Here is a 22,245-nt window from a genome sequence, read left to right as displayed (position 1 = left end):
CCAGCGTGCAAGTTAGCTGAGTAAAGCGGTCAGGGTGCGCGTCAATTCAGGGTCGTGACGGTCAACTCGTTGGTGGCGGTGTCGCACATCGTGAGCTGCCACACGGGCGCGCCGTCGTCCATCACGCGGGCCATCTCCACGATGAGTGGACTGGGGTACTGCTCGCCCGAGAGCTGCGCCGCGGTGTAGGCGCTGCTGCCGTTCAGCTGCTGCTCCGCCTCGGTGAGCTCCGTATCGCCGGTGGAGAGAACCTCCAGGGTGCGGACGTCGACCAACGACTCCCGGCCGAAGCTCGGGTCGTCGACCCGCTCGCCGAACGTGTCCTCACGGGTGTCGGCGCTGCGCAGCCGCCACGCGAAATCGTCGTCGTGCCACTCGAGGCGCAGACCCACGATGGCGCCGCCGATCGCCTCCGACTCCCCGGGCAGGGATTCGAGGAAGTCGGACGGCCAGGAGACCTCCGACGGCAGGCAGGTGCCGGGGAAGTCGTCGCCGACGGCCTCCGGCGGGCTCGGGATGGCTGCCGCCGAGCATCCGGCACAGGCCAGCATGCCTGCGAGCACGAGTGCGCTCGCGCGCAGTCTGAGGGGAGTGGGCATCAATGCCTCCGTGGGGGTCGCCGACTTCTGGGAGCCTAGCCGGGCCAGCGCGGTCGTCTGCCCGACCGGGCCGTCAGCGCGGCGCGCTCCGCGAGGGGATGCCGATCAGTCCGCGCAGCTCCTCGGCGGTGACGTCGGCGCCGAACGCGGGGTTCCCGGGCTGGAGTACGGCGCCCTCTGCCAGGCTGTCGAGGACGACGGAATCGAAGCCGAGCCTGTCGATCAGCTCCGCGACGCGGGCGAGGTCGGCGGACTCCTCACCCGCGACGGCGATGGCCTTGCGCCCGGCTGCTCCGGCCGGTCGGGACTCGTCTTCGAGGTCGTGATAGCCCATGTGGTTCAGCGCCTTCACGACCCGCGACTCCGGCAGGAACTCCTGTACGAGCTCGCTGGTCGAGGTGCGCGGATCGCTCAGGTCGTCACGGATCCCGTCGGTCTCCCACCAGTAGTTCATGGCGTCGAGCACCAACGTCCCGCGCAGCTGCTCGACCGGGAGCGTGCGGTACTTGCCGAGGGGAAGCGCCAGGATGACGGCATCCGCCCCGGCAGCCGCGTCCGCGGCCGTCACCGCGTTGGCCCCGGGCGCGAAGACGTCGATGGTGAGCGCGATCCGTTCCGGCGCGCCCGAGCCCGCGATGAGCACGCGGTACCCCGCGGCTAGAGCGAGGCGGGCGATCGTGGTGCCCACCTTGCCCGCGCCGAGGATGCCGAGAGTCTCGATGGTGTCGTTCATGGTGATCTCCCTCACGCGTGGACGGCCTTGCCGTCTTTCGTGATCTGCGCCACACCCGGGTCGGCGAACGCGCCCTCTCCCGGGTCGTCGGCGAGCAGTTCGCGCACGCGCGGGGCGACCTTCTCTCCGAAGAGGCGGATGCTGCGCGCGCGCACGTCCTTCGGCAGGTGTATGAGGTCGTACTTCAGGTCGAACCGCGACAGGTGATTGCTCCGAACAGCGGCGGCGAGCTTGTGCGCGACGGTCTCGGGGGAGCCGACGTACAGCGCGCCGGTGTCGACCTCCTCTTCGTAGCGCTCGAGCGTCGGTGCGTAGAAGCCGCGCTCCTTGCTCATCTGGGTCACGACCGGCTCCCAGTGCTTCCAGTGCACGTTCTTCGCCTCGTCGTCGGTCTCGGCGATGAGGCCGAGCGAGTGTTGCCCGATCGGGAGTTCCGGCCGTCCGAACTGCTCCAGCGCACGCAGGTAGAGCCGGGCGTGGCCGGCGAAGCGCTCAGGCCGTCCGCCGATGATGGCCATCATCAAGGGCAGTCCGTTCTCGGCGGCGCGGATGACGGATTCGGGGCTGCCGCCGATCCCGATCCACGCCGGGATGCCGCCCTCGGGCATGCGCGGATGCAGGCGCACGTTCTCGAGCGGGCTGCGGTAGTTGCCGCTCCAGGTGACGCTGTCCTCGCGCATCAGGCGCAGGAACAGGTCGAGCTTCTCCTCGAAGATCCGCTCGTACTCGGCGATGTCGTATCCGAAGAGGGGGAAGGACTCGATCGCCGACGCCCGCCCGAGGATGAGTTGGGCGCGTCCGCCGGAAAGCCCGTCGACCGTCGCGAACTCCTGGTAGAGCCGCACCGGGTCCTGTGTCGACAGCACGGTCACCGACGAACCCAGGCCGATCGTCGAGGTGGCTTGCGCCGCGGCCGCCAGCAGCACGGGGGTCGCGGAGTCCATGTGTCCCTCGCGGTAGTGCTCGCCGACGCTGAAGACATCGAGGCCGACCGACTCGGCGAGCTGCGCCTCTTCGACGAGCAGCCGCAGCGTCTCGCCGTCCGACAGGATGCGACCGCCGTCCGTCGCCACTTCGCCGAAGGAGTTCAGCCCGAACTCGAGTTCCGTCATGTCCATCACGACCCTTCTCCACGGCACCGGTCCCTCCGGATTGACGTGTCAATAGCTTCTAACCTTAGGATTGACGTATCAATTCCCGGGAGGGTGCCATGGCCGAAGAACGACGTCGCCGCACGCCGACACCCGAGCAGCTGCGCATCTGGCGGGACTTCATCGAGACGAGTGAGGTTCTTCGCTCTCGTCTCGCCGCGCAGCTGCAGAGCGAGTCCGCACTCTCGTCCGGTGACTACCAGGTGCTGCTCGCGCTCAGCGAAGCCGACGGCCGCAGGGCGCGCTCCTCCGAACTCGCCGCCCTGATCGACTGGGAGCGCAGCCGGCTGTCACACCACCTCGGACGGATGGAGAAGCGCGAACTCATCCGACGAGTCCCGTGCGCCGACGGCGTGCACGGCGTCGACGTGCTTCTCACCGAGACCGGAGCCGACGCGTTCCGGGCCGCGAATGTGCCGCACCTTCGCGCCATCCGCTCGCTGTTCGTCGATGCGCTCTCACCGGAGCAGCTCGCCCAGGTCGACGACATCACCACCGCTCTGCGCAGGAACCTCGAAGGCTGATCGCGCCTCGGGGCCTCAGAGCAAGGTGTGGTCGGCGGCGACCACGCGTCCGATCTCGGCCGACAGGATCACGCCGGGGTGGGCGATCGCCAGATGGAGGCCGGGCATCGCGGGCACCGGCCCGACCAGGGGTCGATCGCCCGCCGGTATCGGGCGGTCGGCGATGACGGCATGTTCGAGGCGGACATCTTCGGCGTCGACGAAAGAGCTGCGGATCGCGGCGAGGGTGGCAACGGCGAGCTCTCTCGGATCACCTAAGAAGCCCTCGGGAACGTCTTCTGCGGCGAGGAGGGTGGTGTCGTCCAGCTGGCGAACCTCGAGCTCCGGGGTGGAGAGGATGCCGCGCACGAGCGGGCGAGGGGTGGAGAAGCGCAGCAGGCAGCATGGCGACCCCACGACGTCGATGTCGACTCCGGCGGATGCGGCGATGCCCACGGAGGCGGTGCCGGCCGCGACGACGACGCTCTTCGCCTCGAGTTCGCCGCGGTCGGTGAGAACGCCTCGAACCCCGCCGCCATCGCTGAGCACCCGCAGTACGGTCGTGCCGGTCCGCACCTCCGCGCCGTGCTCCTGCGCGCTCTGCAGCAGGGCGCGGGTATAGGCGACGGGGTCGATGCCGACATCATCGGGGGCGTAGGCCACGACATCGGGTGCGTCACGAAGGCCCGGCTCCCGCATCAACACTTCGCGCGCCGTGAGCAGCTCCATCCGGTGTCCCGCGGCCTGGTGGTCGGCGACGAAGGCCCGAGTCAGATCCTCGGATTCCTCCCAGGTGACCGCGCCGAAGGGACGAAGCCCGATGGGTGCGGTGAGTTCCGTGAGGACACGATCGAATTCCGGCCGCGCACGCTGACGAACAGAGCCCGCATAGGCATCGGCGGGGCTCTTGGCCATGCCGACCCAGGCGAACGACGCGGCCGTCACCCCCGCCCCCGGTGTCCGGCTGTCGAGCACGATCACGTCGTGTCCCGCGCGAGCCAGGTGATGTGCGACCGAGGCGCCGATCACACCGGCGCCGATCACGATGATGCGGTCGCGTTCGGTTGCTCGACGCTCAGACTCCGCTTCCCGTGTCGTCAATCGAAGACGGGGCTCAGGAAGCGGCGCTCGTAGCGGCGGATGCACTGCGTCCGGCGGGCGAGGGCGAACGCCTCGATGCATTCCGGGTCCGTCTTCGACGCGGTGCGGTAGACCTCGTACTCGGCGAGGGAGGGGAACGTGAACAGCGCGAACGCCTCGTCGCTGTCTCCCTCGCTCGGCAAGAAGTAGCCGTGGTGGGTGCCGCCGTGCTTGGCCACGAGCCGAATCCAGGTGCGACCGTACTCGGTGAAGTCCTCGAGCTTGTCGGGATCGATCTCGTAGCGCAGGTGAACGGTGATCATGCCCCGATCCTGTCAGAGCACCGAGGCCGCCTGACGCGCCATGCCGACTGCGACATACTCCGCGGCCTCCGGCACCTCGACCGGCAGCTCGAAGACCAGCGGGGCGATCTCGCGCACGGCCTGCGACTGGGCGCCCCCGCCCACGAGCAGCACACGTTCGAGCGGGATGCCGAGCTCGCGCAGCGCGTCGAGCCCGAAGCGCAGTCCGCCGAGCATGCCCTCGACCGCAGCCCTGGCGAGGTTCTCGCGGGTGGTGGAAGCGAGCGTCATGGCGTTCAGGCTCGCGGTGGCATCGGGCAGGTTGGGGGAGCGCTCGCCCTCGAAGTACGGCACGAGTTCGAGTCCGCCGGCGCCGGGTTCGGCGGTCAAGGCGAGCGTGCTCAGCCCGTCGTGGTCCACCCCGAGCAGGCGCGCGATCACGTCGAGTACCCGCGCGGCGTTGAGCGTGCAGACCAGCGGCAGGTACCCGCCGTCGGCATCAGCGAACCCCGCGACGATGCCGGTCGGCTCCGCCACCGGGCGGTCGGTCACGGCGAAGATCGTGCCCGAGGTGCCGATCGAGACGACCACGTCGCCCGTCCGGGCGCCGAGGCCCAGCGCGACGGCCGCGTTGTCTCCCGCACCGGGGGCGACGCGACGCGACGAAGCGTCCGTCACGAACTCGCGTGGTCCGAGCACACGCGGCAGGATCACGTCGTGGCCGAGGGCGGCGACGAGCAACTCGCGGTCGTACTCGCCGGTCGCCGGGTTCCAGTAGCCGGTGCCCGAGGCATCCGACCGGTCGGTCACGAGCTCATCGAAGTCGGGCCGCTCGGGGCCGAACCCGCGCAGCCGCCAGGTCAGCCAGTCGTGCGGCAGGGCGACGGCGGCGACGCGAGCCGCGTTCTCGGGCTCGTGGTCGCGCAGCCAGCGCAGCTTCGTGATCGTGAACGAGGCGACCGGTACGAGTCCGGTGCGGTCGGCCAGGGCTGCGGCCCCGAACTCGGAGATCAGGTCTTCCGCCGCCTGGGCGGAACGGGTGTCGTTCCACAGCAGGGCGTCGCGGATGACGCGTCCCTCCGCATCGAGGGCGACGAGGCCGTGCTGCTGCCCACCGATCGCCCCGGCCTCCACGTCATCGAGGCCACCGGCATCCGCGATGGCCGCCTGCAACGCGACCCACCACGCCTCGGGATCGACCGACGTGCCATCGGGATGCGGAGCGCGGCCGGAGCGCACGACGGCACCCGTCTCGGAGTCGACGACGACGACCTTGCAGGACTGGGTCGAGGAGTCGACCCCGAGAACGAGTGCCATCGCCGGACTCAGCGGGCGCCGAGCAGGTGCTCGGTGGCGAGCTGCTGCAGGCGCACGAAGCCGAAGCCCTTGCCGCCGAGGTACGCGTTCGCGTCGAAGTCCTCGTAGGCCGAGCGGTCGGCGAGGAAGTCGTCGTACGACTCGCCCTCGTTCAGCGTCGGGGTCGAGAGCTCGGCGACCTTCGCGGCGGCCAGAGCCTCCTGCACCTCGGGGTCGGCGCGGAAGGCCGCGGCGCGCTCCTTCAGCAGCAGGTACGTGCGCATGTTGGCCGCGGCGGATGCCCAGACGCCGGCCTCGTCCTCGGTGCGCGAGGGCTTGTAGTCGAAGTGGCGCGGGCCGTCGTAGGCGGGAACGCCGCCGGGGCCGCCGTTCTCGAGCAGGTCGACGAGCGAGAACGCGTTGTGCAGGTCGCCGTGACCGAACACCAGGTCCTGGTCGTACTTGATGCCGCGCTGGCCGTTGAGGTCGATATGGAAGAGCTTGCCGTGGAACAGCGCCTGAGCGATGCCGGCCGTGAAGTTGAGCCCGGCCATCTGCTCGTGACCGACCTCGGGGTTCACGCCCACGAGCTCGGGGCGCTCGAGCGAGTCGATGAACGCGATCGCGTGGCCGAGCGTGGGCAGCAGGATGTCGCCGCGGGGCTCGTTGGGCTTCGGCTCGATCGCGAAGCGGATGTCGTAGCCCTTGTCGGTCACGTAGTCGCCGAGCAGGTTCACGGCCTCGCGGTAGCGCTCGAGAGCCGCGCGCACGTCCTTGGCGGAGTCGTACTCCGCACCCTCACGCCCGCCCCACATGACGAAGGTCTTGGCGCCGAGCTCGGCACCGAGGTCGAGCTGGCGGAACACCTTACGCAGGGCGAAGCGGCGCACCTGCCGGTCGTTCGAGGTGAAGCCGCCGTCCTTGAAGACGGGGGCGCTGAAGAGGTTCGTGGTGACCATCGGCACGATCAGGCCGGTGTCGGCGAGTGCGCCCTTGAGGCGGTCGATCTGGGTCTGGCGCTCGGCATCCGTCGAGCCGAAGGCGAAGAGGTCGTCGTCGTGGAAGGTGAGGCCGTAGGCACCGAGCTCGGCGAGCTTCTCGACCGCGTGCACGACGTCGAGCGCCGGACGGGTCGGCCCGCCGAACGGGTCGGTGCCGTTGTAGCCGACGGTCCAGAGCCCGAAGGAGAACTTGTCGTCGCGGGTGGGGTTGGGCATGATCGCTCCTCTGCGAATGCTGCGGGCGTGCGGGATGCACGGACGCAATAAGTTGTGCTTCACAACATAACCGATGACAGGCGGCATCCGCACCCCTAAAGTGGGAACGTGCCCCCTGAATCCGCTGCCCCGCGTTCCCGCGAAGCGAACCTGGCGTGGATCCTCTCGATCGTCCACCATGACGGCCCCCGTTCACGCTCGGCCCTGACCGAGGCCACGGGCCTCAACCGCTCGACCATCGCCGCGCTGGTGGCGGAGCTCGTCGGCGCCGGACTCGTCGACGAGCGGCCGCCGGAATCCTCGACGCGGGCCGGCCGCCCCTCGCCGGTGGTCGCGCCCTCCGCCGACGTCGTCGCGATCAGCGTGCACCCCGAGGTCGACGCGGTCGAGATCGCCGCCGTCGCCCTCGACCGCAGCATCCGCGTCCGCGAGCGCATCGTCAACGCCGCCCCGCCGACCACGGCCGATGTCGCCGCCCTCGTCGCCGAGCGCCTCGAAAGCTGGCGGACGGATGCTCTCGCCGACTGCAGCGTGATCGGCATCGGCGTCGCGGTGCCGGGGCTCGTGCGCTCGGCCGACGGCGTGGTGCGCAACGCCCCGCACCTCGGCTGGACCGACGAGCCGCTGGCCGCCCTGATCCAGGAGGCGACCGGCATCCGCACCGCGGTGGACAACGACGCGACCCTCGGCGCGCTCGCCGAGCACCTCTTCGGCGCCGGCCGGGGTATCGACGAACTCGTCTACCTCAACGGAGGCGCCTCCGGCATCGGCGGAGGGCTCGTGATCCGTGGTCGGGCCGCCACCGGCGCGAGCGGCTACGCGGGCGAGTTCGGACACAACCGACCCGGCATCGAGGGCGCCGACCGTCGCACCGACGACGGCGTGCTCGAAGACGAGGTGAACCGGCGGCACCTGCTCGACCTGCTCGGGATCGACGACGCCGCCGACGACGAGCTCGCCGCAGCCCTCGCCGCCGCGGAGGCGCCCGAGGTGCGCGCGGAACTCGTCCGGCAGGCGAAGATCCTCGGAAGTGCGCTGGCGAACGCGGTCAACGTGCTCAATCCGGCTCTCGTGATCCTCGGTGGGTTCCTGGCGCTGATCGACGAGGGGGCGCACGACGTGCTGGCCGATGAGGTCGGGCGGCTGTCGATGCCCGAGAGTGCGGCCGCGGTCGCGATCCGTGCCGCCGAACTCGGCTCCGATCGACTGCTCGTCGGTGCGGCGGAGTTGGCGTTCCGCCCGCTGTGGGGGAGCACCAGGGCGTTCGACGCGTCCCGCTGAGCGCCGGATCTGGCGGCCGGAATACTCCCGGTCGCCACGCCGCACCCGGACACTACGCTGAGTCTCGTGACGAACTCGCGCGACATGGTCCACATCCCCGGCGGCACGTTCCTGATGGGGTCGGACGACTTCTATCCGGACGAGCGGCCGGCGCACGAGCGCGAGGTCGAGTCGTTCTTCATCGACCGCTACCAGGTGACGAACGCGCAGTACGCCGAGTTCGTCGACGCGACCGGGTACGTCACGGTGGCCGAACGCCCGCTCGATCCTGCGGCCTTCGCGGGTGCGGACCCCGCCGATCTCGTTCCGGGAGCGATGGTGTTCACCCCGACCGCCGGTCCGACGAATCTGGGTGACTGGCGCAACTGGTGGCGCTGGCAGCCCGGGGCGTTCTGGCGCCGGCCGTTCGGCCCTGACTCGTCGATCGACGACCGGCTGCAGCATCCGGTCGTCCACATCGCGTTCGAAGACGCCGTCGCCTACGCCGACTGGGTGGGGATGCGGCTGCCCACCGAGGCCGAACACGAATACGCGGCGCGCGGCGGACTCGAGGGCGCGGCCTTCGCCTGGGGTGACGAGGCATACCCCGACGGTGTCGCGCAGGCGAACTCCTGGCTCGGCCGCTTCCCCTACGACAATCAGGGCGTCGGCGGCACGGCGCCCGTCGGCTCGTACCCGCCCAACGGCTACGGCCTCTACGACATGATCGCGAACGTCTGGGAGTGGACGACCGACTTCTACACCCCGCGTCACCTGCGCCTCTCGGACACCCCGGTCGATGCCGGCAAGCGCACGAATCTGCTCGCGACGGCCAGTGCGCAAGAGGGCTTCCCCGGCATCCCCCGCCGCGTGCTCAAGGGCGGTTCGCACCTCTGCTCGCCGGACTACTGCCTGCGGTTCCGGCCCGCCGCGCGCTCGCCGCAGGCCGAGGACACCGGCATGTCGCACATCGGATTCCGCCTCACCCGCTCCGAGTGAGGACCCCTGGGCGCAGGCCCGGGAGACTGCTTGGCTACGACCGAGGGCACGCGCCCGCCTCACCGGTCGAAGCTAGGAGTCACTCATGGCTGAGAAGCCCAACATCCTCATCATCTGGGGCGATGACATCGGCATCAGCAACCTCAGCACGTACTCCGACGGTCTCATGGGCTATCGGACCCCGAACATCGATCGCATCGCCGACGAGGGCGTGAAGTTCACCGACTACTACGGCGAGCAGAGCTGCACCGCGGGGCGGGCCGCCTTCATCACCGGCCAGAACCCGTACCGCACCGGCCTGACGAAGGTGGGGATGCCGGGGGCCCCGCTGGGCCTCCAGCCCGAGGACCCGACCATCGCCGACGCGCTCAAGCACCACGGCTACGCCACCGGGCAGTTCGGGAAGAACCACCTCGGCGACCGGGACGAGCACCTGCCGACCGCCCACGGTTTCGACGAGTTCTTCGGCAATCTCTATCACCTCAACGCGGAGGAGGAGCCGGAGCACCCGGACTACCCGACCGACGAGGAGTACCCCGGGTTCAGCGAGAAGTTCCGTCCGCGCGGGGTGCTGCACACCTGGGCGAACGGCGACGGCACGCAGCGCATCGAAGACACCGGTCCGCTGACGAAGAAGCGCATGGAGACGGTCGACGAGGAGTTTCGCGACGCCGCAGCCGATTTCATCCGCACGCAGGCGGCCGACGATACCCCGTTCTTCGTCTGGTTCAACTCGACGCACATGCACTTCCGCACGCACACCAAGGAAGAGAGCAAGGGGCGAGCGGGGCGCTGGCAGTCGAATTACCACGACACGATGCTCGATCACGACGATGTCGTGGGCAGTCTGCTCGACCTGCTCGACGAGCTCGGGCTGGCCGAGAACACCATCGTCATGTACTCCACCGACAACGGTCCGCACATGAACAGCTGGCCGGATGCGGGCATGACCCCCTTCCGCAACGAGAAGAACTCGAACTGGGAGGGTGCCTACCGGGTGCCCGCGATGGTCCGTTGGCCCGGGCACATCCCCGCGGGGACGACGCTCAACGGGATCGTGAGCCACAACGACTGGTTCGTCACGCTGCTCGCCGCCGTCGGCGACGACGACGTGGCCGAGCGGTTGAGGGCGGGCACCGAATTGCACGGCACCGAGTACAAGGTGCATCTCGACGGACACAACCAGCTCGACTACATCACGGGTGCGGTCGAGCACAGTCCGCGACGCCACTTCTTCTACGTCTCGGACGACGGCGACCTCACGGCGCTGCGCTTCGAGAACTGGAAGCTCGTGTTCCTCGAGCAGCGCGCCGCGGGAACCCTGCTGGTGTGGCAGGAGCCGTACATCGAGCTGCGTTTCCCGAAGCTGTTCAACCTGCGCACCGATCCGTTCGAGCGGGCCGACATCACGTCGAACACCTACTGGGACTGGGTGATCGACCGCATCTTCCTGTTCGTGCCGGCCCAGGCGTACGTGGCGCGGATGCTGCAGTCGCTCGCCGAGTTCCCGGCGCGGCAGGAGTCGGCGTCGTTCACGATCAACCAGGTCATGAAGAAGCTGAACACCACCGCCGGCAACTCCTGAGCACCGGGCCGTGGGCCCGTCGTCGCGTGCGGCGGGGTCACGGTCGCTCGGTCAGCCGCGGGGCGGCCCGGACGACTGACGGATGATGAGCTCGTGCGCGGTCTCGATCGTCCGCGCCTCATCGCTCGCGGGTCGGAGGATGAGCGAGACGGCGTGCTGTCCCATCTCGAACATCGGGATGCGCGCGGTGGTGAGGGCGGGGGCCACATCGGGGGCGACGGAGATGTCGTCGAAGCCGACGACCGACATCTCCTCCGGCACGCGGGTGCCGTGCTGTCGCAACTCGCTGAGGATGCCGATGGCCATGGCGTCGTTGAGGCCGACGATGGCGGTGACGTCGCGGTCGAGCAGCTCGCGGGCCCCGGCGATGCCGCCCTCGCGGGTGAACTCGTGCGAGACGATGACGAGTTCCAGGTCCGGATCGCTCGTGCCCTCTCGCAGCCCGGCGATGCGGTCGGCGACCGTGTTGAGGTCGAGCGGGCCGGCGACGACGCCGATCCGGCGGTGCCCCAGCTCGGCCAGGTGGCGTCCGACCGAGATGCCCGCCCGATGGTTGTCGGGCAGCACCGCGTCGACGGGAAGGTGGTGGCGGCCGATGACCGCGGCGCGGCCTCCGGACAGGGTGAAGTCGAGCAGTGCCTCGGTCATGCCCTGCTCGCGTCCGGGATCGGCGTACCCGGAGCCGGCGATGATGATCGAGCCGACGCGCTGGCGCAGCAGCGACTTCACCTGCGCGAGTTCGCTGTCGGGGGTGCGGTCGGCCTGGGCGATCTGCACGGATCGGTTCTCGAGCGTGGCACTGCGGATCACGCCGCTGGCGATGTCGGAGAAGTAGGGGTCGCCGATCTCGTGCACCACGAGGCCGATCGTCGGCACGAGCCCGCCGGCGAGTCCGCGCGCGTGCATGTTGGGTTCGTAGCCGAGCTGCTTCGCGATGACGCGCACGTGCGCCGCCACTTCGGGAGAGATGCCGGATCCGCCGCTCATCGCCCGCGACGCGCTCGCCAGGGAGACCCCTGCGGTTTCGGCCACATCGATGAGTCGTGGCGCGCCTTCACGCTTCACGAAACCTCCCCCTTGTGGAGCAAGATCAACGCTGATTGCGAGGTAGGTTGCTCTTCGTTCTTCGGTCCCACTATAGTGGCGGAAGCGCTTACGAAAGCGCTTTCGCTACGATGACGTAGGAGACTCGGATGACTGCACCCAGACACGGTCGACGGATCGCGGCAGCGATCGGAACGCTGTCGATCGCCGCGCTCACGGTTTCGGCCTGCTCGGCCCCCGGCGATGAGGCGGAGGGGGGTGGCTCCGACGATCCGATCGTCATCGGCATCTCGCTGCCGCTCACCGGCGACTTCTCCGAACCCGGCAAGGGCGTCGAGCGAGGCTATGAGGCCTGGCGCGACATCGTCAACGAGAACGGCGGCCTCCTCGGACGCCAGGTCGAGCTCAAGATCCTCGACGACCAGTCCAACGCCGACCGCGTCGTCTCCGACTACGAGTCGCTGATCGCGCAGGACGGCGTCGACCTCGTCTTCGGTCCGTTCTCGACCCGCCTCGTCGTTCCCTCGGCGCGCGTCGCCCAGGAATACGGCATGCTCTTCGTCGAGCCGGCCGGTGCGGCGGAAGAGGTCTTCGAGCAGGGTTTCGACAACCTCTTCTACGCGGCCCCCGCGATCGCGAACGACCACTACAACAACCTCGCCGACTACCTGCTCGCGCTTCCCGAGGAGGAGCGGCCCGAGACGGTCGCCGTCGCCGCGATGGACGACCCCTTCGCGCAGGGCACCGCCTACGGCCTCCGGGACAAGCTCGAAGAGGGCGGGGTCGAGGTCGTCGTGAACGAGGTCTACCCGCCGAACACGACCGACTTCTCCACGATCGCGGCCAAGATCGCGCAGTCGGATGCCGACATGGTCATCGGCGGCACGCAGTATCAGGATGCCGTCAACCTGATCATCGCCCTCCAGCAGCTGAACTATCAGCCCGAGCTCGCGGCGTTCTCGACCGCACCGACCAACCCCGAGTTCGCCGCCGCGATCGGCGGTGCGACCGAGGGCATCCTCGCCCCCACCGGTTACTCGCCGAAGTCGCAGTTCCCCAGCAACATCGAGTTCGTCGAGAAGTACACCGAGATGCACGGCAACCCGCCGTCCGAGGACGAGGCCAACGCCTACACGACCGGTCAGGTCGTCGCCGCTGCGGTCGAGGCTGCGGGCTGCGCCGAGCAGGGCGAGTGCCAGCAGGAGCTCATCGACTGGCTGCGCGACAACTCCGTCGACACCGTCGTCGGAGAGCTCAGCTGGGACGAGACGGGCAAGCCCACCGGCGCGCACCTCATCCAGCAGTGGATCGACGGCGAGATCCTGATCGTCCTCCCGGACGACGTCAAGGAAGCCGACTTCCTGTTCCCGAAGCCGACGTGGTGATCCGCACATCGTGAGTGGAGCACTGCTGCTGCAAAGCCTGATCCTCGGCATCCTGCTGGGAGGGCTCTACGCCCTCCTGGCGGCCGGGCTCACGCTGTACTTCGGAATCATGCGCGTCGTCATGATCGCGCACTCCGCCTTCCTCATCCTGGCCGCGTACCTCGCGTGGTGGTTCAACCGGGAGACCGGCATCGACCCCCTCGTGTCGCTCGTCGTCACGGTGCCCCTGTTCTTCCTGACGGGTGTCGTGATGCAGCGACTGCTCGTCTCGAGGCTCAAGCCCCTGACCCTGACCATGATGTCGGTGCTGCTCACGTTCGCCGTGGCGCTGATCATCGAGGGGGCGCTCGGGTTCTTCTTCACCGGGACCCAGCGCCGCATCCCGCTTCCTTATGCGAGTGCGAGCCTCGACTTCTTCGGCGCCCAGGTGCCGGTGGTCAAGCTCATCGCGTTTGGTCTGGCGGCGGTGGCCCTCGCGCTCCTGTTCGTGCTGCTGAAGTACACGAAGTTCGGGCAGGCGCTGCGGGCGACCATCCAGCACCCCGAGGCCGCGCGACTGGTCGGCATCAACACCGACCGGGTCGCCGGCTACGGGTTCGGACTCGGGCTCGCCACGGCGGCGATCGGCGGCACCGCGCTCTCGCTCGACGCCACGATCTACCCGTCGCTGCACTGGCACTGGATCGGCCCGCTCATGGCGATCATCGTCGTCGGCGGACTCGGCAGCATCCCGGGTGCGGCCATCGCGGCTCTCGTCCTCGGGATCGCGCAGAGCCTGCTCCAGCTCCCGCTGGGGCCGACGTGGGCGCAGACGGTGTTCTACGTCGCCCTGTTCGCCACGCTCATGTTCCGTCCGCAAGGATTCTTCGGAGGTCGTCTTGCCCAGCGTTTCTAGCAGAGAGCCGATCCCCACCGAAACGGTCGTGATCGCTCCCCCCGCCCCCGTGCGGCGCTCGTCGTCGAAGTGGGTGCGGATCGTCCTCCTCGTCGTGGGCGCAGCCCTCGTCCTCTCGTTCCCGACCATCGCCCCGAACCCGTACATCCTGTCGGCGGGCGTCGTCATCCTCAACTACGCCGTGCTGTCGACGGGGTGGAACTTCATGGGCGGGTTCACGGGCTACATCTCCCTCGGACATGCCGCCTACTTCGGGCTCGGCGCCTACGGCACCGGCCTCCTCATCAAGTACCTGGCGCTGCCCGGCTTCGTCGCCTGGATCCTCGCGGCCGTACTCGTCTCGATCATCGCGATCCCGATCGGCATCGCCGCCCTCCGGGTGCGCGGCGCCTCGTTCGTGATCGTCTCGATCGCCTTCGTGCTCATCATGCTGCTGGTGTTCCAGAGCTGGCGCGACGTCACCGGCGGCTCCGAGGGACTCAACGTCCCGCGTCCGTTCGACGTGCTGCGGCCCGAGCACCACCGCATCTTCTACTACCTGTTCGCGGGCCTCCTGGCCTTCGCACTCGTGGTCTGGTGGATCATCGACCGGTCCAAGTTCGGCACCGCGCTCAAGTCGGTGCGTGAAGACGAGGACAAGGCGCAGGCCCTCGGCGTGCCCACCACGCGGTACAAGCTGATCGCCTACGTGCTGTCGGCACTCTTCGTGTCGCTCGGCGGCGGACTCTACGCGCTGTGGTTCGGAGACCTGGATCCCATCTTCCAGTTCTCGATCCTCATCGGCTCGTACATGGTGCTGATGGCGCTGCTCGGCGGGGTGCGCAACCTCTTCGGTCCGCTGCTCGGCGCCGTCGTCGTCGGCCTCGCGCTCGAGTACTTCAAGCTCGAGTTCGGCGACACCCAGTTCCACCTCATCGCCACCGGCATCCTGCTCGGCATCGTCGTCCTGTTCATGCCCGACGGCATCATCCCCGCCGTGAAGGGACTGTTCACGCGGTCGTCGAACGAGGCATCGATCCGCGAGTTGACCGCCGGGCAGCTGCTCGAGCAGAACGAGAAGCGGGCAGCGGATGCTTCGGCCCGAACAGCGGATGCCTCGACGAAGGAGACGTCGTCATGAACGCCCCCACGGCACAGCCCACAACGCTGGAGAGTCTGAGCACGGTCGAGATGACCAAGTCGTTCGGCGGCGTCACCGCCGTCGACGGTGCGACGGTCAACTTCCAGGAGGGCAAGGTCAACGGTCTGATCGGGCCGAACGGCTCGGGTAAGACCACCTTCTTCAACTGCGTGACCGGCATGATCAAGCCCGACTCGGGCGAGGTGCGATACCGGGGGCAGGCGATCACCCGCAAGTCGCCCGACCGCATCGCCCGCGCCGGCATCGGCCGCAGCTTCCAGCTGTGCCGGGTCTTCCCTCGCATGACCGTGATGGAGAACCTGCTCGTGGCGGTGCGCAGCACGAGCATCCGCCAGCAGCTGCGCTCGGCGCACGATCCGGAGGAGCTGGAGCGGGCGCGCGGCTGGCTGCGGCGCGTCGGCATCGACCACCTCGAGCACGCCGAGGCCCGCAACCTCAGCTACGGCCAGCAGAAGCTGCTGGAGCTGGCGGGTGTGCTCATGGGCGAGCCCGACACGATCATGCTCGACGAGCCTGCCGGTGGCGTGAACCCCGCTCTCATCGGACGCATCGCCACCCTGGTGCGCGAGCTCAACGAAGAGGGCAAGACGTTCATCATCGTCGAGCACAACATGGAGATGGTCATGAGCCTGTGCGACCACGTCGTGGTGTTCGACCGCGGGCGCCAGATCGCCGAGGGAACGCCTGAGATCATCCAGCAAGACCCGCGAGTCCTGGAGGCCTACCTTGGAGTCTGAAGCGAAGAACCTGCTCGAGCTGCGCGACATCGAGGCCGGCTACGGCCGGGCGGCGCTCGTGCTCCGTGGGCTCACCGTCGAGGTGCCGCCCGGATCGGTGGTCTGTCTCGTCGGGCCCAACGGCGCCGGCAAGTCGACCGTGCTCAAGGTGGCCAGCGGCATGCTCAAGCCCCGCTCGGGCAGCATCCGCGTCGATGGTCGTGACATCACCGGCGAGGGACCGCAGTCGATGCTGCGGCACGGGCTCGCGCACGTGCTGCAGGGGCACAGTGTGTTCCGCGAGATGACGGTCGGCGAGAACGTGATGCTCGGCGCCTTCACCCTCAAGGATCAGAAGGTCATCCAGGAGCGCGTCGATTTCGTGCAGAACCTCTTCCCCATCGTGGGGGAGCGGTGGAAGCAGCTCGCCGGCCTGCTCTCGGGCGGTCAGCAGAAGCAGGTCGAGTTCGCGCGGTCGCTCATGGTGAGCCCGAAGGTCGTGCTCCTCGACGAGCCGTCGATGGGTCTCGACCCCAAGACGACCGAGAAGGTGTTCGAGCAGATCGTGCGTATGCGCGACGCGGGCACCGCCGTGCTGCTCGTCGAGCAGAACGCGCGACGGGCGCTCGAGACCGCTGATATCGGGTGCGTGCTCGACCTCGGCCGGGTGCACATCTCGGGTCCGGCATCCGAGCTCCTTGCGGATCCGACCCTCGCCGCGCTGTATCTCGGCGGCAAGCCCACCGTCCCCGACGCGGGATGAACCTCCGGCGGGAGGAGGCAGCGACTGCCTCCTCCCGCCTTTCTCGTCCATCCGACGAAAGCGCTTGCGAAAGCGTTTCCGCCCCCGACCGCAGTACCGTTCCACGCCTTCTCCGCTGCAGTGCCGCCCCGGAGAAGGCGGCACGACCCATCGGCACGACACCACACGACGACGACGTTGAGAGGTTTCTGATGCACGAACGATCCATGCGACCCGCGAGCTCGAGCACTCGATCGGCAGCACCTCCTCCTCGATCGGTCGGGGTGCGACGAACGGGTGCGCTGGTCGCCGCCGCGGCCGTCGTCGGAGCCTTGCTCACCGCGACCCCCGCTGCCGCGGCGGAACCCTTCACCGAGCTGGTCGACTTCGAGGCGTACGAGCGCGTCGCGCTGAACGGGCAGGACGGCTGGACGTCATCCGCGGCTCCGCGTGTGATCGCCGACCCGCTCAACGGCAACAACCAGGTCGTCGAGTCCGTGGGTGGCGGGCAGCAGTCGTATCGCGCGATCCCGGCCATCGCCGAGGGTGACACCGGCACGCTGTTCTTCCGCTTCCTGCGCACCGGCAGCGTCGACACCTCGTTCGGCCTCACCGATGTGGATGCTCCGAACGATTACGTGAACAGCCGCGCCTACGTGAACAACCAGAACGACGACGTGCTGCGCGTGCGCGACGGCGGAGCCTTCAAGCCCGCGGGCGTGTGGTCGAAGGACGCCTGGCAGTGCGTGTGGATCGTCGCCGACAACGCGACCGACAAGGTCACCGTGTACAGCCAGGGCGGCGCGTACGAGGAGCAGACCCGCCTCCCGGAGGGGACCGAGCAGCAGTTCGGCTTCCGCCAGGCGGTGAACGGCGCGCTCGACCGGTTCTTCTGGAAGAACGGCGCCACCAGCACAGGACGCCTGCTGCTCGATGACGTGGCCGTCGACAACACGGGGGAGAACCTCGCGATCGCGACGGGCAACCCCGGCGACTGCGCACCGGGAGGCACGGCGAACGAGCCGCTGCTCAACCCGCTGCCCGACCCCGCGCTCGCCGACCTCGGCATCGAGGTGACCGAGCTCGCTCAGCTTCCGAAGTCGCAGACGACCCCGGCCACGCAGGATCAGCGTCTGGTGCGGCACAACCGCATCACGCACCTCGACGAGGTGCCCGACGACTCCGGCCGGCTGATGGTCCCCGACAACAACGACATCCTCTATCTGGTCGACAAGGAATCGGGCGAGTACGTGCCGTACCTCAACGTCCGGAACGAGTTCATCGACAACTTCCACAACAGCGCAGGGCTCGGCACGGGTCTCGGGTCCGCCGAGTTCCACCCGGACTTCGCCGAGAACGGGCTGTTCTACACCGTGCACACCGAGGGCGGCACGGCGCTGACCGAAGACACCCCGGACTTCCCGGCCTTCGGCACCACCGCGTTCCACAGTGTGATCACCGAGTGGAAGGCCGACGACCCCTCGGCGGCGACCTTCGCCGGCACGCACCGCGAGGTCATGCGCATCCCGTTCGCGGGCCGCGTGCACACCGTGCAGCAGATCGCGTTCAACCCCACGGTGTCGGAGGGCGATACCGACTACGGCAACCTCTACGTCCTCGTCGGCGACGGCGGGAACGGTGTCGGCAACGGCAACCCGCAGGATCTGGCGACACCCCAGGGCAAGATCCTGCGCGTGAACCCCACGGGAGACGACAGCGAGAACGGAGAGTACGGCGTTCCTGCCGACAACCCGTTCGTCGATGACGCGGATGCGCTGCCGGAGATCTACGCCGTCGGCATGCGCGACCCGCACCGCATCAGCTGGGACACCGAGGGCGACCACACCATGTACCTCGCGCACATCGGCGAGTGGCAGGTCGAGTCGGTCTATGCCGTCGAGCCGGGAGACAACTTCGGCTGGTCGGTGCGCGAGGGCTCGTTCCTCGCCGAGAACCGGCAGATCTTCCCGCTGCCGAAGGACGATGCCGAGAACGGCTTCACCTACCCGGTGGCCGCCTACGATCACAACCGCGACCCCGGTCAGACCGGCGATGCGGGAGTGGCCGTGAACGGCGGATTCGTCTACCGCGGCGACATCCCCGAACTCCAGGGCCGTTACCTCTTCACCGATCTGGTGCGCGGCTGGGTGCTGTCCACGGATGCCGAGGAGATGGTGCGCAACGACGGCGACATCGACGACCTCGCCACCATCGAGGAGCTGCGTGTCTTCGCCGACGGCGAGGAGACCACGTTCCAGGAGCTGGTCGGCGACAAGCGCGTCGACCTGCGGTTCGGCTCCGACGCCGACGGCGAGCTCTACCTCGTCTCCAAGGCGAACGGCAAGATCTGGAAGGTGACGGGGGCGCGTTCGGTCGATGAGCCGAGCAACCCGTTCGTGCTCCCGGCGCTCGCGCCGAACCTCGTCACGCACCACGACTTCGACCACCCGGATGCGGCGAAGCCGACGGTCGAGGTCGATCAGGGCCGTTCCGGCACCGACATCTCGCTGATCAACGGCGGGGTCGAGATGCGGGTCGCCGACCGGGCCTACCCCGGTGCGGGCGAGGCGCTGCAGACGCAGCAGATGAGTCCGCGGACCGCGTCGAATGACGACTGGAAGGCCGGCATCTACAACGCGAAGGGCGTCGAGTCGCTGGACGCGTTCGCCGGCACGGACAAGGCCTCCGTCATGGGCTGGTTCAAGCCGACCGGCGATCACCCGGCCCTGAACTCGGGGACCGCGAACCCGGACGACGTGTACAACGCGATCGGTCTCGCGGGAGTGCTCACCGGCACCTCCGACGGACACGCCGTGCGGGCGCTGCTCGAGGTCATCACGGTCGACGGCGAGCTCAAGCTCGTGGCGCTCGGGCGTCGCGTCGACGGTGCCGGCTCCTGGACGTTCGCGGCCGACCTGCCGTGGAACGAGATCCTCAAGAAGGGGCAGTGGGTGCATCTCGCCGCGACCTTCGATTTCGCGGCGGGCGAGATGAAGCTGTTCATGAACGGCGAGCCGCTGGCGGGCAAGTACACCGCGGCGAACCCGTGGGGTGAAGGATCCACGTCCGACACCGCACCGGCCGGCATCAAGATCGGCGGCAGCTTCCCGCAGAACACGAAGGAGGCCAACCCGTTCAACGGGCGGATGGACGACATCATGCTGCTCGACACCGTGCCGACGGCCGAGCAGGTCGCCGCACAGTACGCGCTGTACGCCGTGCCGCCGGTCGAACCGCCGACGCCGCCCACCTGCACGCCCGACGGCGAGGTCATCACCGATGTGATGGCGGAGGGCGACTGGGCACCGCGGACCCCGGCCAAGTGGGACTTCCCCGGCGACGAGGTCGTGCTCACCGAGGCCGGCACCAACCCGAACGACGGCATCCGCCGACCGTTCGAGTACGCCGTCCTCACCGAAGGACCGGAGCTCGGATCGTTCGACCTCACCGGCCAGGTGCGTCTCGACGAGAAGGCATCCGTGAACAACCGCGACGTCATCATCGTCTTCGGCTGGAAGTCGGACACGGAGTACTACTACGCGCACCTCTCGCAGGACAACTCGATCTACCCGCACAACGGCATCTTCAAGGTGAACAAGGCCGACCGCGAGCGGATCGACGACCAGTGGGACGGCGCGGTCGGTGCCCCGCCGGCGGTCACCGATGAGGAGTGGCACGACGTGCGCGTGGTCCGCTGCGTGGACAGCGGCGACATCGCCGTCTACGTCGACGGACTCGACACCCCGCTGATGACCGCGAACGACAAGACGTTCCCCGAGGGTCGGGTGGGCTTCGGCTCGTTCGACAACTTCGGGCGTCTCCGCGACCTCTCGGTCACGGCGGCGGCGACGGACACCACGGCTCCCGTGGCAACCGTCAAGAGCGGCGCGGAGTTCACGGTCGGTCGTGACGGCGTCTACAGCAGGGTGTCGTTCAAGCTCCAGGACGAGGGGAAGATCGATCGGCTGACCCTCAACGGGGTCGAGAAGGATCTGACCGACAACGTCTGGTCCGACCTGAACCACGTGAAGCCGGGAGTGTTCGGCGCCGTGGCCGGGGCGAACACGCTGGTCGTGTACGACGTGGCGGGCAACGCCACCACGGTCACCTTCACGCTCGACGTCACGGCTCCCGCCGTCACGGTCAAGGAGGGTGGCCAGTACACCGTCGGTGCGAACGGCTCCTACAGCCTGGTGTCGTACAAGCTCAACGATGCAGGCAAGGTCGATCGGCTGACGGTCAACGGAGTGGCGAAGGATCTGACCGACAACGTCTGGTCCGACCTCAACTTCGTGAAGCCGGGAGCCTTCGGCGCCAAGGTCGGGGCGAACACGCTGGTCGTGTACGACGTAGCGGGTAACGCCACGACGGTGCCGTTCACGCTGACCGGCGCGGGCGGGTAGTCGCGATCTCGGACGGCGCGGCCTCGGGGACGGATCACCGTTCCCGAGGCCGCGCTGTGTAGGTGCGTCAGACGACGGCCGAGCTCGCGCGGGCGAAGAGCGTGGGCGTCATCGTGATCGTGCGGTGCGTGTGGTCGGCGGGGTCGGAGATCTCCTCGTAGAGCACCTGGGCGGCGGTGCGGCCCATCTCGTGTCCCGGCTGGCCCACGCTGGTGATCGGGATCGAGCTGTCCTGCGCGAAATGGTTGTTGTCGTAGCCGACCACCGCGATGTCCGAGGGCACATGCATGCCGGCCAACTGCATGGTCTGGATCGCGCCCGCGGCCAGGGCGTCTGCGGCGGCGAAGAGCCCCTCGGGGCGCTCGCCGACGGGTCGGGAGCTGAGCATCTCGCCGAGCGCATAGCCGCCGCGCACGGTGATGCTGCGCGTCTCGATCGTCTCGAGGTGGGCGTCGGCGACCTCGGCCACCGCCCGCTGCGCCCCGATGTGACGCTGGGCGATCGCGGAGAGCGAGAACGGGCCTCCGGCGAAGGCCAGGCGTCGTAGCCCCTGGTCGAGCAGATGCCTGGTCGCGAGGTAGCCGCCGAGCTCCTCGTCGACGACCACGCCGCAGGCGTCGTCATCTCCCGGCCAGTTCACGTGCACGACGGGCATGCCGCGGTGGCGGGCGGCGCGAGCGGCATCGAGCGGTGCGTCGAGGGGCGCGAGGAGGATGCCGGCCACCTTCGCCTCCTCGAACACGCTGATGTAGGAGTCCTGCTTCGCGAGGTTCACGTCGCTGTTGGCGAGGAGAAGTCGGATGTTGTGCGCGTCGAGCTCTTCCTCGACGCCGCGCGCCATGTCGACGAAGAACGAGTTGCCGACATCGACGACCACGAACCCGACGGTGTCCGCTCGCCCGGTGACGAGGGAGCGCGCGGCGTTGTTGCGCACGAACCCGAGTTCGTCGATGGCGTTCAGCACGCGCTCGCGCGTCTCCTGGGCGACGATCTGCGGATTGTTCAGCACGTTCGACACCGTGCCGAGGGCGACACCCGCGTGCCGGGCGACGTCTGCCATCACCGGGCGGGGCCGACTCGCGTCGGGGGAGGTGTTCATGTGTTCGTCGTCCGTTCGTCACGAATTGCCATTTGCATCTTGGAGCGCTTCAAGCGTACTATCTGAAGCGCTTCAAGTGTGTGATCAATGCGGCT

General features: G+C 68.6%; 19 protein-coding genes. 10 read left to right on the top strand and 9 right to left on the bottom strand.

The features are described from left to right. Window positions 1–41 precede the first annotated feature (41 nt). From HCX50_RS12660 to HCX50_RS12650, 3 genes are all read right to left on the bottom strand, one after another. Window positions 42–599, bottom strand: a complete 558-nt coding sequence (locus HCX50_RS12660) for a hypothetical protein (RefSeq protein ID WP_167634623.1) — start codon at window positions 597–599, stop codon at window positions 42–44. Between the two features lie 73 nt (window positions 600–672). Beyond that, window positions 673–1,332 (bottom strand): NADPH-dependent F420 reductase, encoded by a 660-nt coding sequence (locus HCX50_RS12655; protein WP_167634622.1) that lies wholly within the window; start codon window positions 1,330–1,332, stop codon window positions 673–675. An 11-nt stretch (window positions 1,333–1,343) separates the two neighbouring features. Next, complete coding sequence (locus tag HCX50_RS12650; RefSeq protein WP_337749602.1) at window positions 1,344–2,450, bottom strand: LLM class flavin-dependent oxidoreductase; 1,107 nt, start codon at window positions 2,448–2,450, stop codon at window positions 1,344–1,346. Between the two features lie 92 nt (window positions 2,451–2,542). Here HCX50_RS12650 and HCX50_RS12645 point away from each other — a divergent pair, with 92 nt between their 5' ends. Beyond that, the gene (locus HCX50_RS12645; RefSeq protein WP_167634621.1) at window positions 2,543–3,007 is read left to right on the top strand and encodes a MarR family winged helix-turn-helix transcriptional regulator; all 465 of its coding nucleotides are present in this window, start codon (window positions 2,543–2,545) and stop codon (window positions 3,005–3,007) included. Window positions 3,008–3,022: 15 nt separating this feature from the next. Here the strand turns inward: HCX50_RS12645 and HCX50_RS12640 are convergent, their stop codons facing one another. From HCX50_RS12640 to xylA, 4 genes are read right to left on the bottom strand one after another with little or no spacing between them, the layout of a single operon-like run. Next, on the bottom strand, window positions 3,023–4,087 hold the full coding sequence (locus tag HCX50_RS12640) for an NAD(P)/FAD-dependent oxidoreductase (RefSeq protein ID WP_237682479.1): 1,065 nt from the start codon (window positions 4,085–4,087) through the stop codon (window positions 3,023–3,025). After that, window positions 4,084–4,389, bottom strand: coding sequence for an NIPSNAP family protein (locus HCX50_RS12635; RefSeq protein WP_167634619.1), 306 nt, complete (start codon window positions 4,387–4,389; stop codon window positions 4,084–4,086). Before HCX50_RS12635 ends, HCX50_RS12640 begins: the two co-directional genes overlap by 4 nt. 12 nt (window positions 4,390–4,401) lie before the next feature. Next, window positions 4,402–5,685 (bottom strand): xylulokinase, encoded by a 1,284-nt coding sequence (xylB, locus tag HCX50_RS12630; RefSeq protein ID WP_167634618.1) that lies wholly within the window; start codon window positions 5,683–5,685, stop codon window positions 4,402–4,404. Between the two features lie 8 nt (window positions 5,686–5,693). After that, entirely contained in the window at window positions 5,694–6,881 is a 1,188-nt protein-coding gene (xylA, locus tag HCX50_RS12625; protein WP_167634617.1) for a xylose isomerase, read from the bottom strand. A 108-nt stretch (window positions 6,882–6,989) separates the two neighbouring features. On the opposite strand from xylA, the gene HCX50_RS12620 reads away from it, so the two are divergent. The 3 genes from HCX50_RS12620 to HCX50_RS12610 all read left to right on the top strand — a co-directional run bounded on the left by HCX50_RS12620 (window position 6,990) and on the right by HCX50_RS12610 (window position 10,725). Further along, window positions 6,990–8,162 (top strand): ROK family protein, encoded by a 1,173-nt coding sequence (locus tag HCX50_RS12620; RefSeq protein ID WP_167634616.1) that lies wholly within the window; start codon window positions 6,990–6,992, stop codon window positions 8,160–8,162. An 84-nt stretch (window positions 8,163–8,246) separates the two neighbouring features. Continuing rightward, entirely contained in the window at window positions 8,247–9,140 is an 894-nt protein-coding gene (locus HCX50_RS12615) for a formylglycine-generating enzyme family protein (RefSeq protein WP_167634636.1), read from the top strand. Window positions 9,141–9,225: 85 nt separating this feature from the next. After that, window positions 9,226–10,725: an arylsulfatase gene (locus HCX50_RS12610; protein ID WP_091028655.1), complete on the top strand. Its 1,500-nt coding sequence runs from the start codon at window positions 9,226–9,228 to the stop codon at window positions 10,723–10,725. Between the two features lie 51 nt (window positions 10,726–10,776). On the opposite strand, the gene HCX50_RS12605 is transcribed toward HCX50_RS12610, so the two are convergent. Next, window positions 10,777–11,790, bottom strand: coding sequence for a LacI family DNA-binding transcriptional regulator (locus HCX50_RS12605; protein WP_091028652.1), 1,014 nt, complete (start codon window positions 11,788–11,790; stop codon window positions 10,777–10,779). A 128-nt stretch (window positions 11,791–11,918) separates the two neighbouring features. Between HCX50_RS12605 and HCX50_RS12600 the strand changes: the two genes are divergently transcribed. From HCX50_RS12600 to HCX50_RS12575, 6 genes are all read left to right on the top strand, one after another. Continuing rightward, the gene (locus HCX50_RS12600; protein WP_205829074.1) at window positions 11,919–13,154 is read left to right on the top strand and encodes an amino acid ABC transporter substrate-binding protein; all 1,236 of its coding nucleotides are present in this window, start codon (window positions 11,919–11,921) and stop codon (window positions 13,152–13,154) included. A gap of 10 nt (window positions 13,155–13,164) precedes the next feature. Beyond that, window positions 13,165–14,049: a branched-chain amino acid ABC transporter permease gene (locus HCX50_RS12595; RefSeq protein WP_091028649.1), complete on the top strand. Its 885-nt coding sequence runs from the start codon at window positions 13,165–13,167 to the stop codon at window positions 14,047–14,049. A gap of 28 nt (window positions 14,050–14,077) precedes the next feature. Then, window positions 14,078–15,169, top strand: a complete 1,092-nt coding sequence (locus HCX50_RS12590) for a branched-chain amino acid ABC transporter permease (protein WP_337749595.1) — start codon at window positions 14,078–14,080, stop codon at window positions 15,167–15,169. After that, window positions 15,166–15,927 (top strand): ABC transporter ATP-binding protein, encoded by a 762-nt coding sequence (locus HCX50_RS12585; RefSeq protein WP_091028647.1) that lies wholly within the window; start codon window positions 15,166–15,168, stop codon window positions 15,925–15,927. Before HCX50_RS12590 ends, HCX50_RS12585 begins: the two co-directional genes overlap by 4 nt. Further along, window positions 15,917–16,669 carry an ABC transporter ATP-binding protein gene (locus HCX50_RS12580; RefSeq protein WP_029262176.1) on the top strand — a complete coding sequence of 251 codons (753 nt, stop codon included), beginning with the start codon at window positions 15,917–15,919 and terminating at the stop codon, window positions 16,667–16,669. Before HCX50_RS12585 ends, HCX50_RS12580 begins: the two co-directional genes overlap by 11 nt. Window positions 16,670–16,932: 263 nt before the next feature. After that, window positions 16,933–21,051 carry a PQQ-dependent sugar dehydrogenase gene (locus HCX50_RS12575; protein ID WP_337749592.1) on the top strand — a complete coding sequence of 1,373 codons (4,119 nt, stop codon included), beginning with the start codon at window positions 16,933–16,935 and terminating at the stop codon, window positions 21,049–21,051. A gap of 67 nt (window positions 21,052–21,118) precedes the next feature. Here HCX50_RS12575 and HCX50_RS12570 read toward each other — a convergent pair whose 3' ends face one another. Further along, window positions 21,119–22,150: a LacI family DNA-binding transcriptional regulator gene (locus HCX50_RS12570; protein ID WP_167634615.1), complete on the bottom strand. Its 1,032-nt coding sequence runs from the start codon at window positions 22,148–22,150 to the stop codon at window positions 21,119–21,121. Between the last annotated feature and the right edge of the window lie 95 nt (window positions 22,151–22,245).

The organism is Microbacterium sp. B19(2022) (genome assembly GCF_012030385.1).
GTDB lineage: Bacteria > Actinomycetota > Actinomycetes > Actinomycetales > Microbacteriaceae > Microbacterium > Microbacterium oxydans_B.
This window is presented reverse-complemented; position numbering and strand designations above follow the sequence as displayed.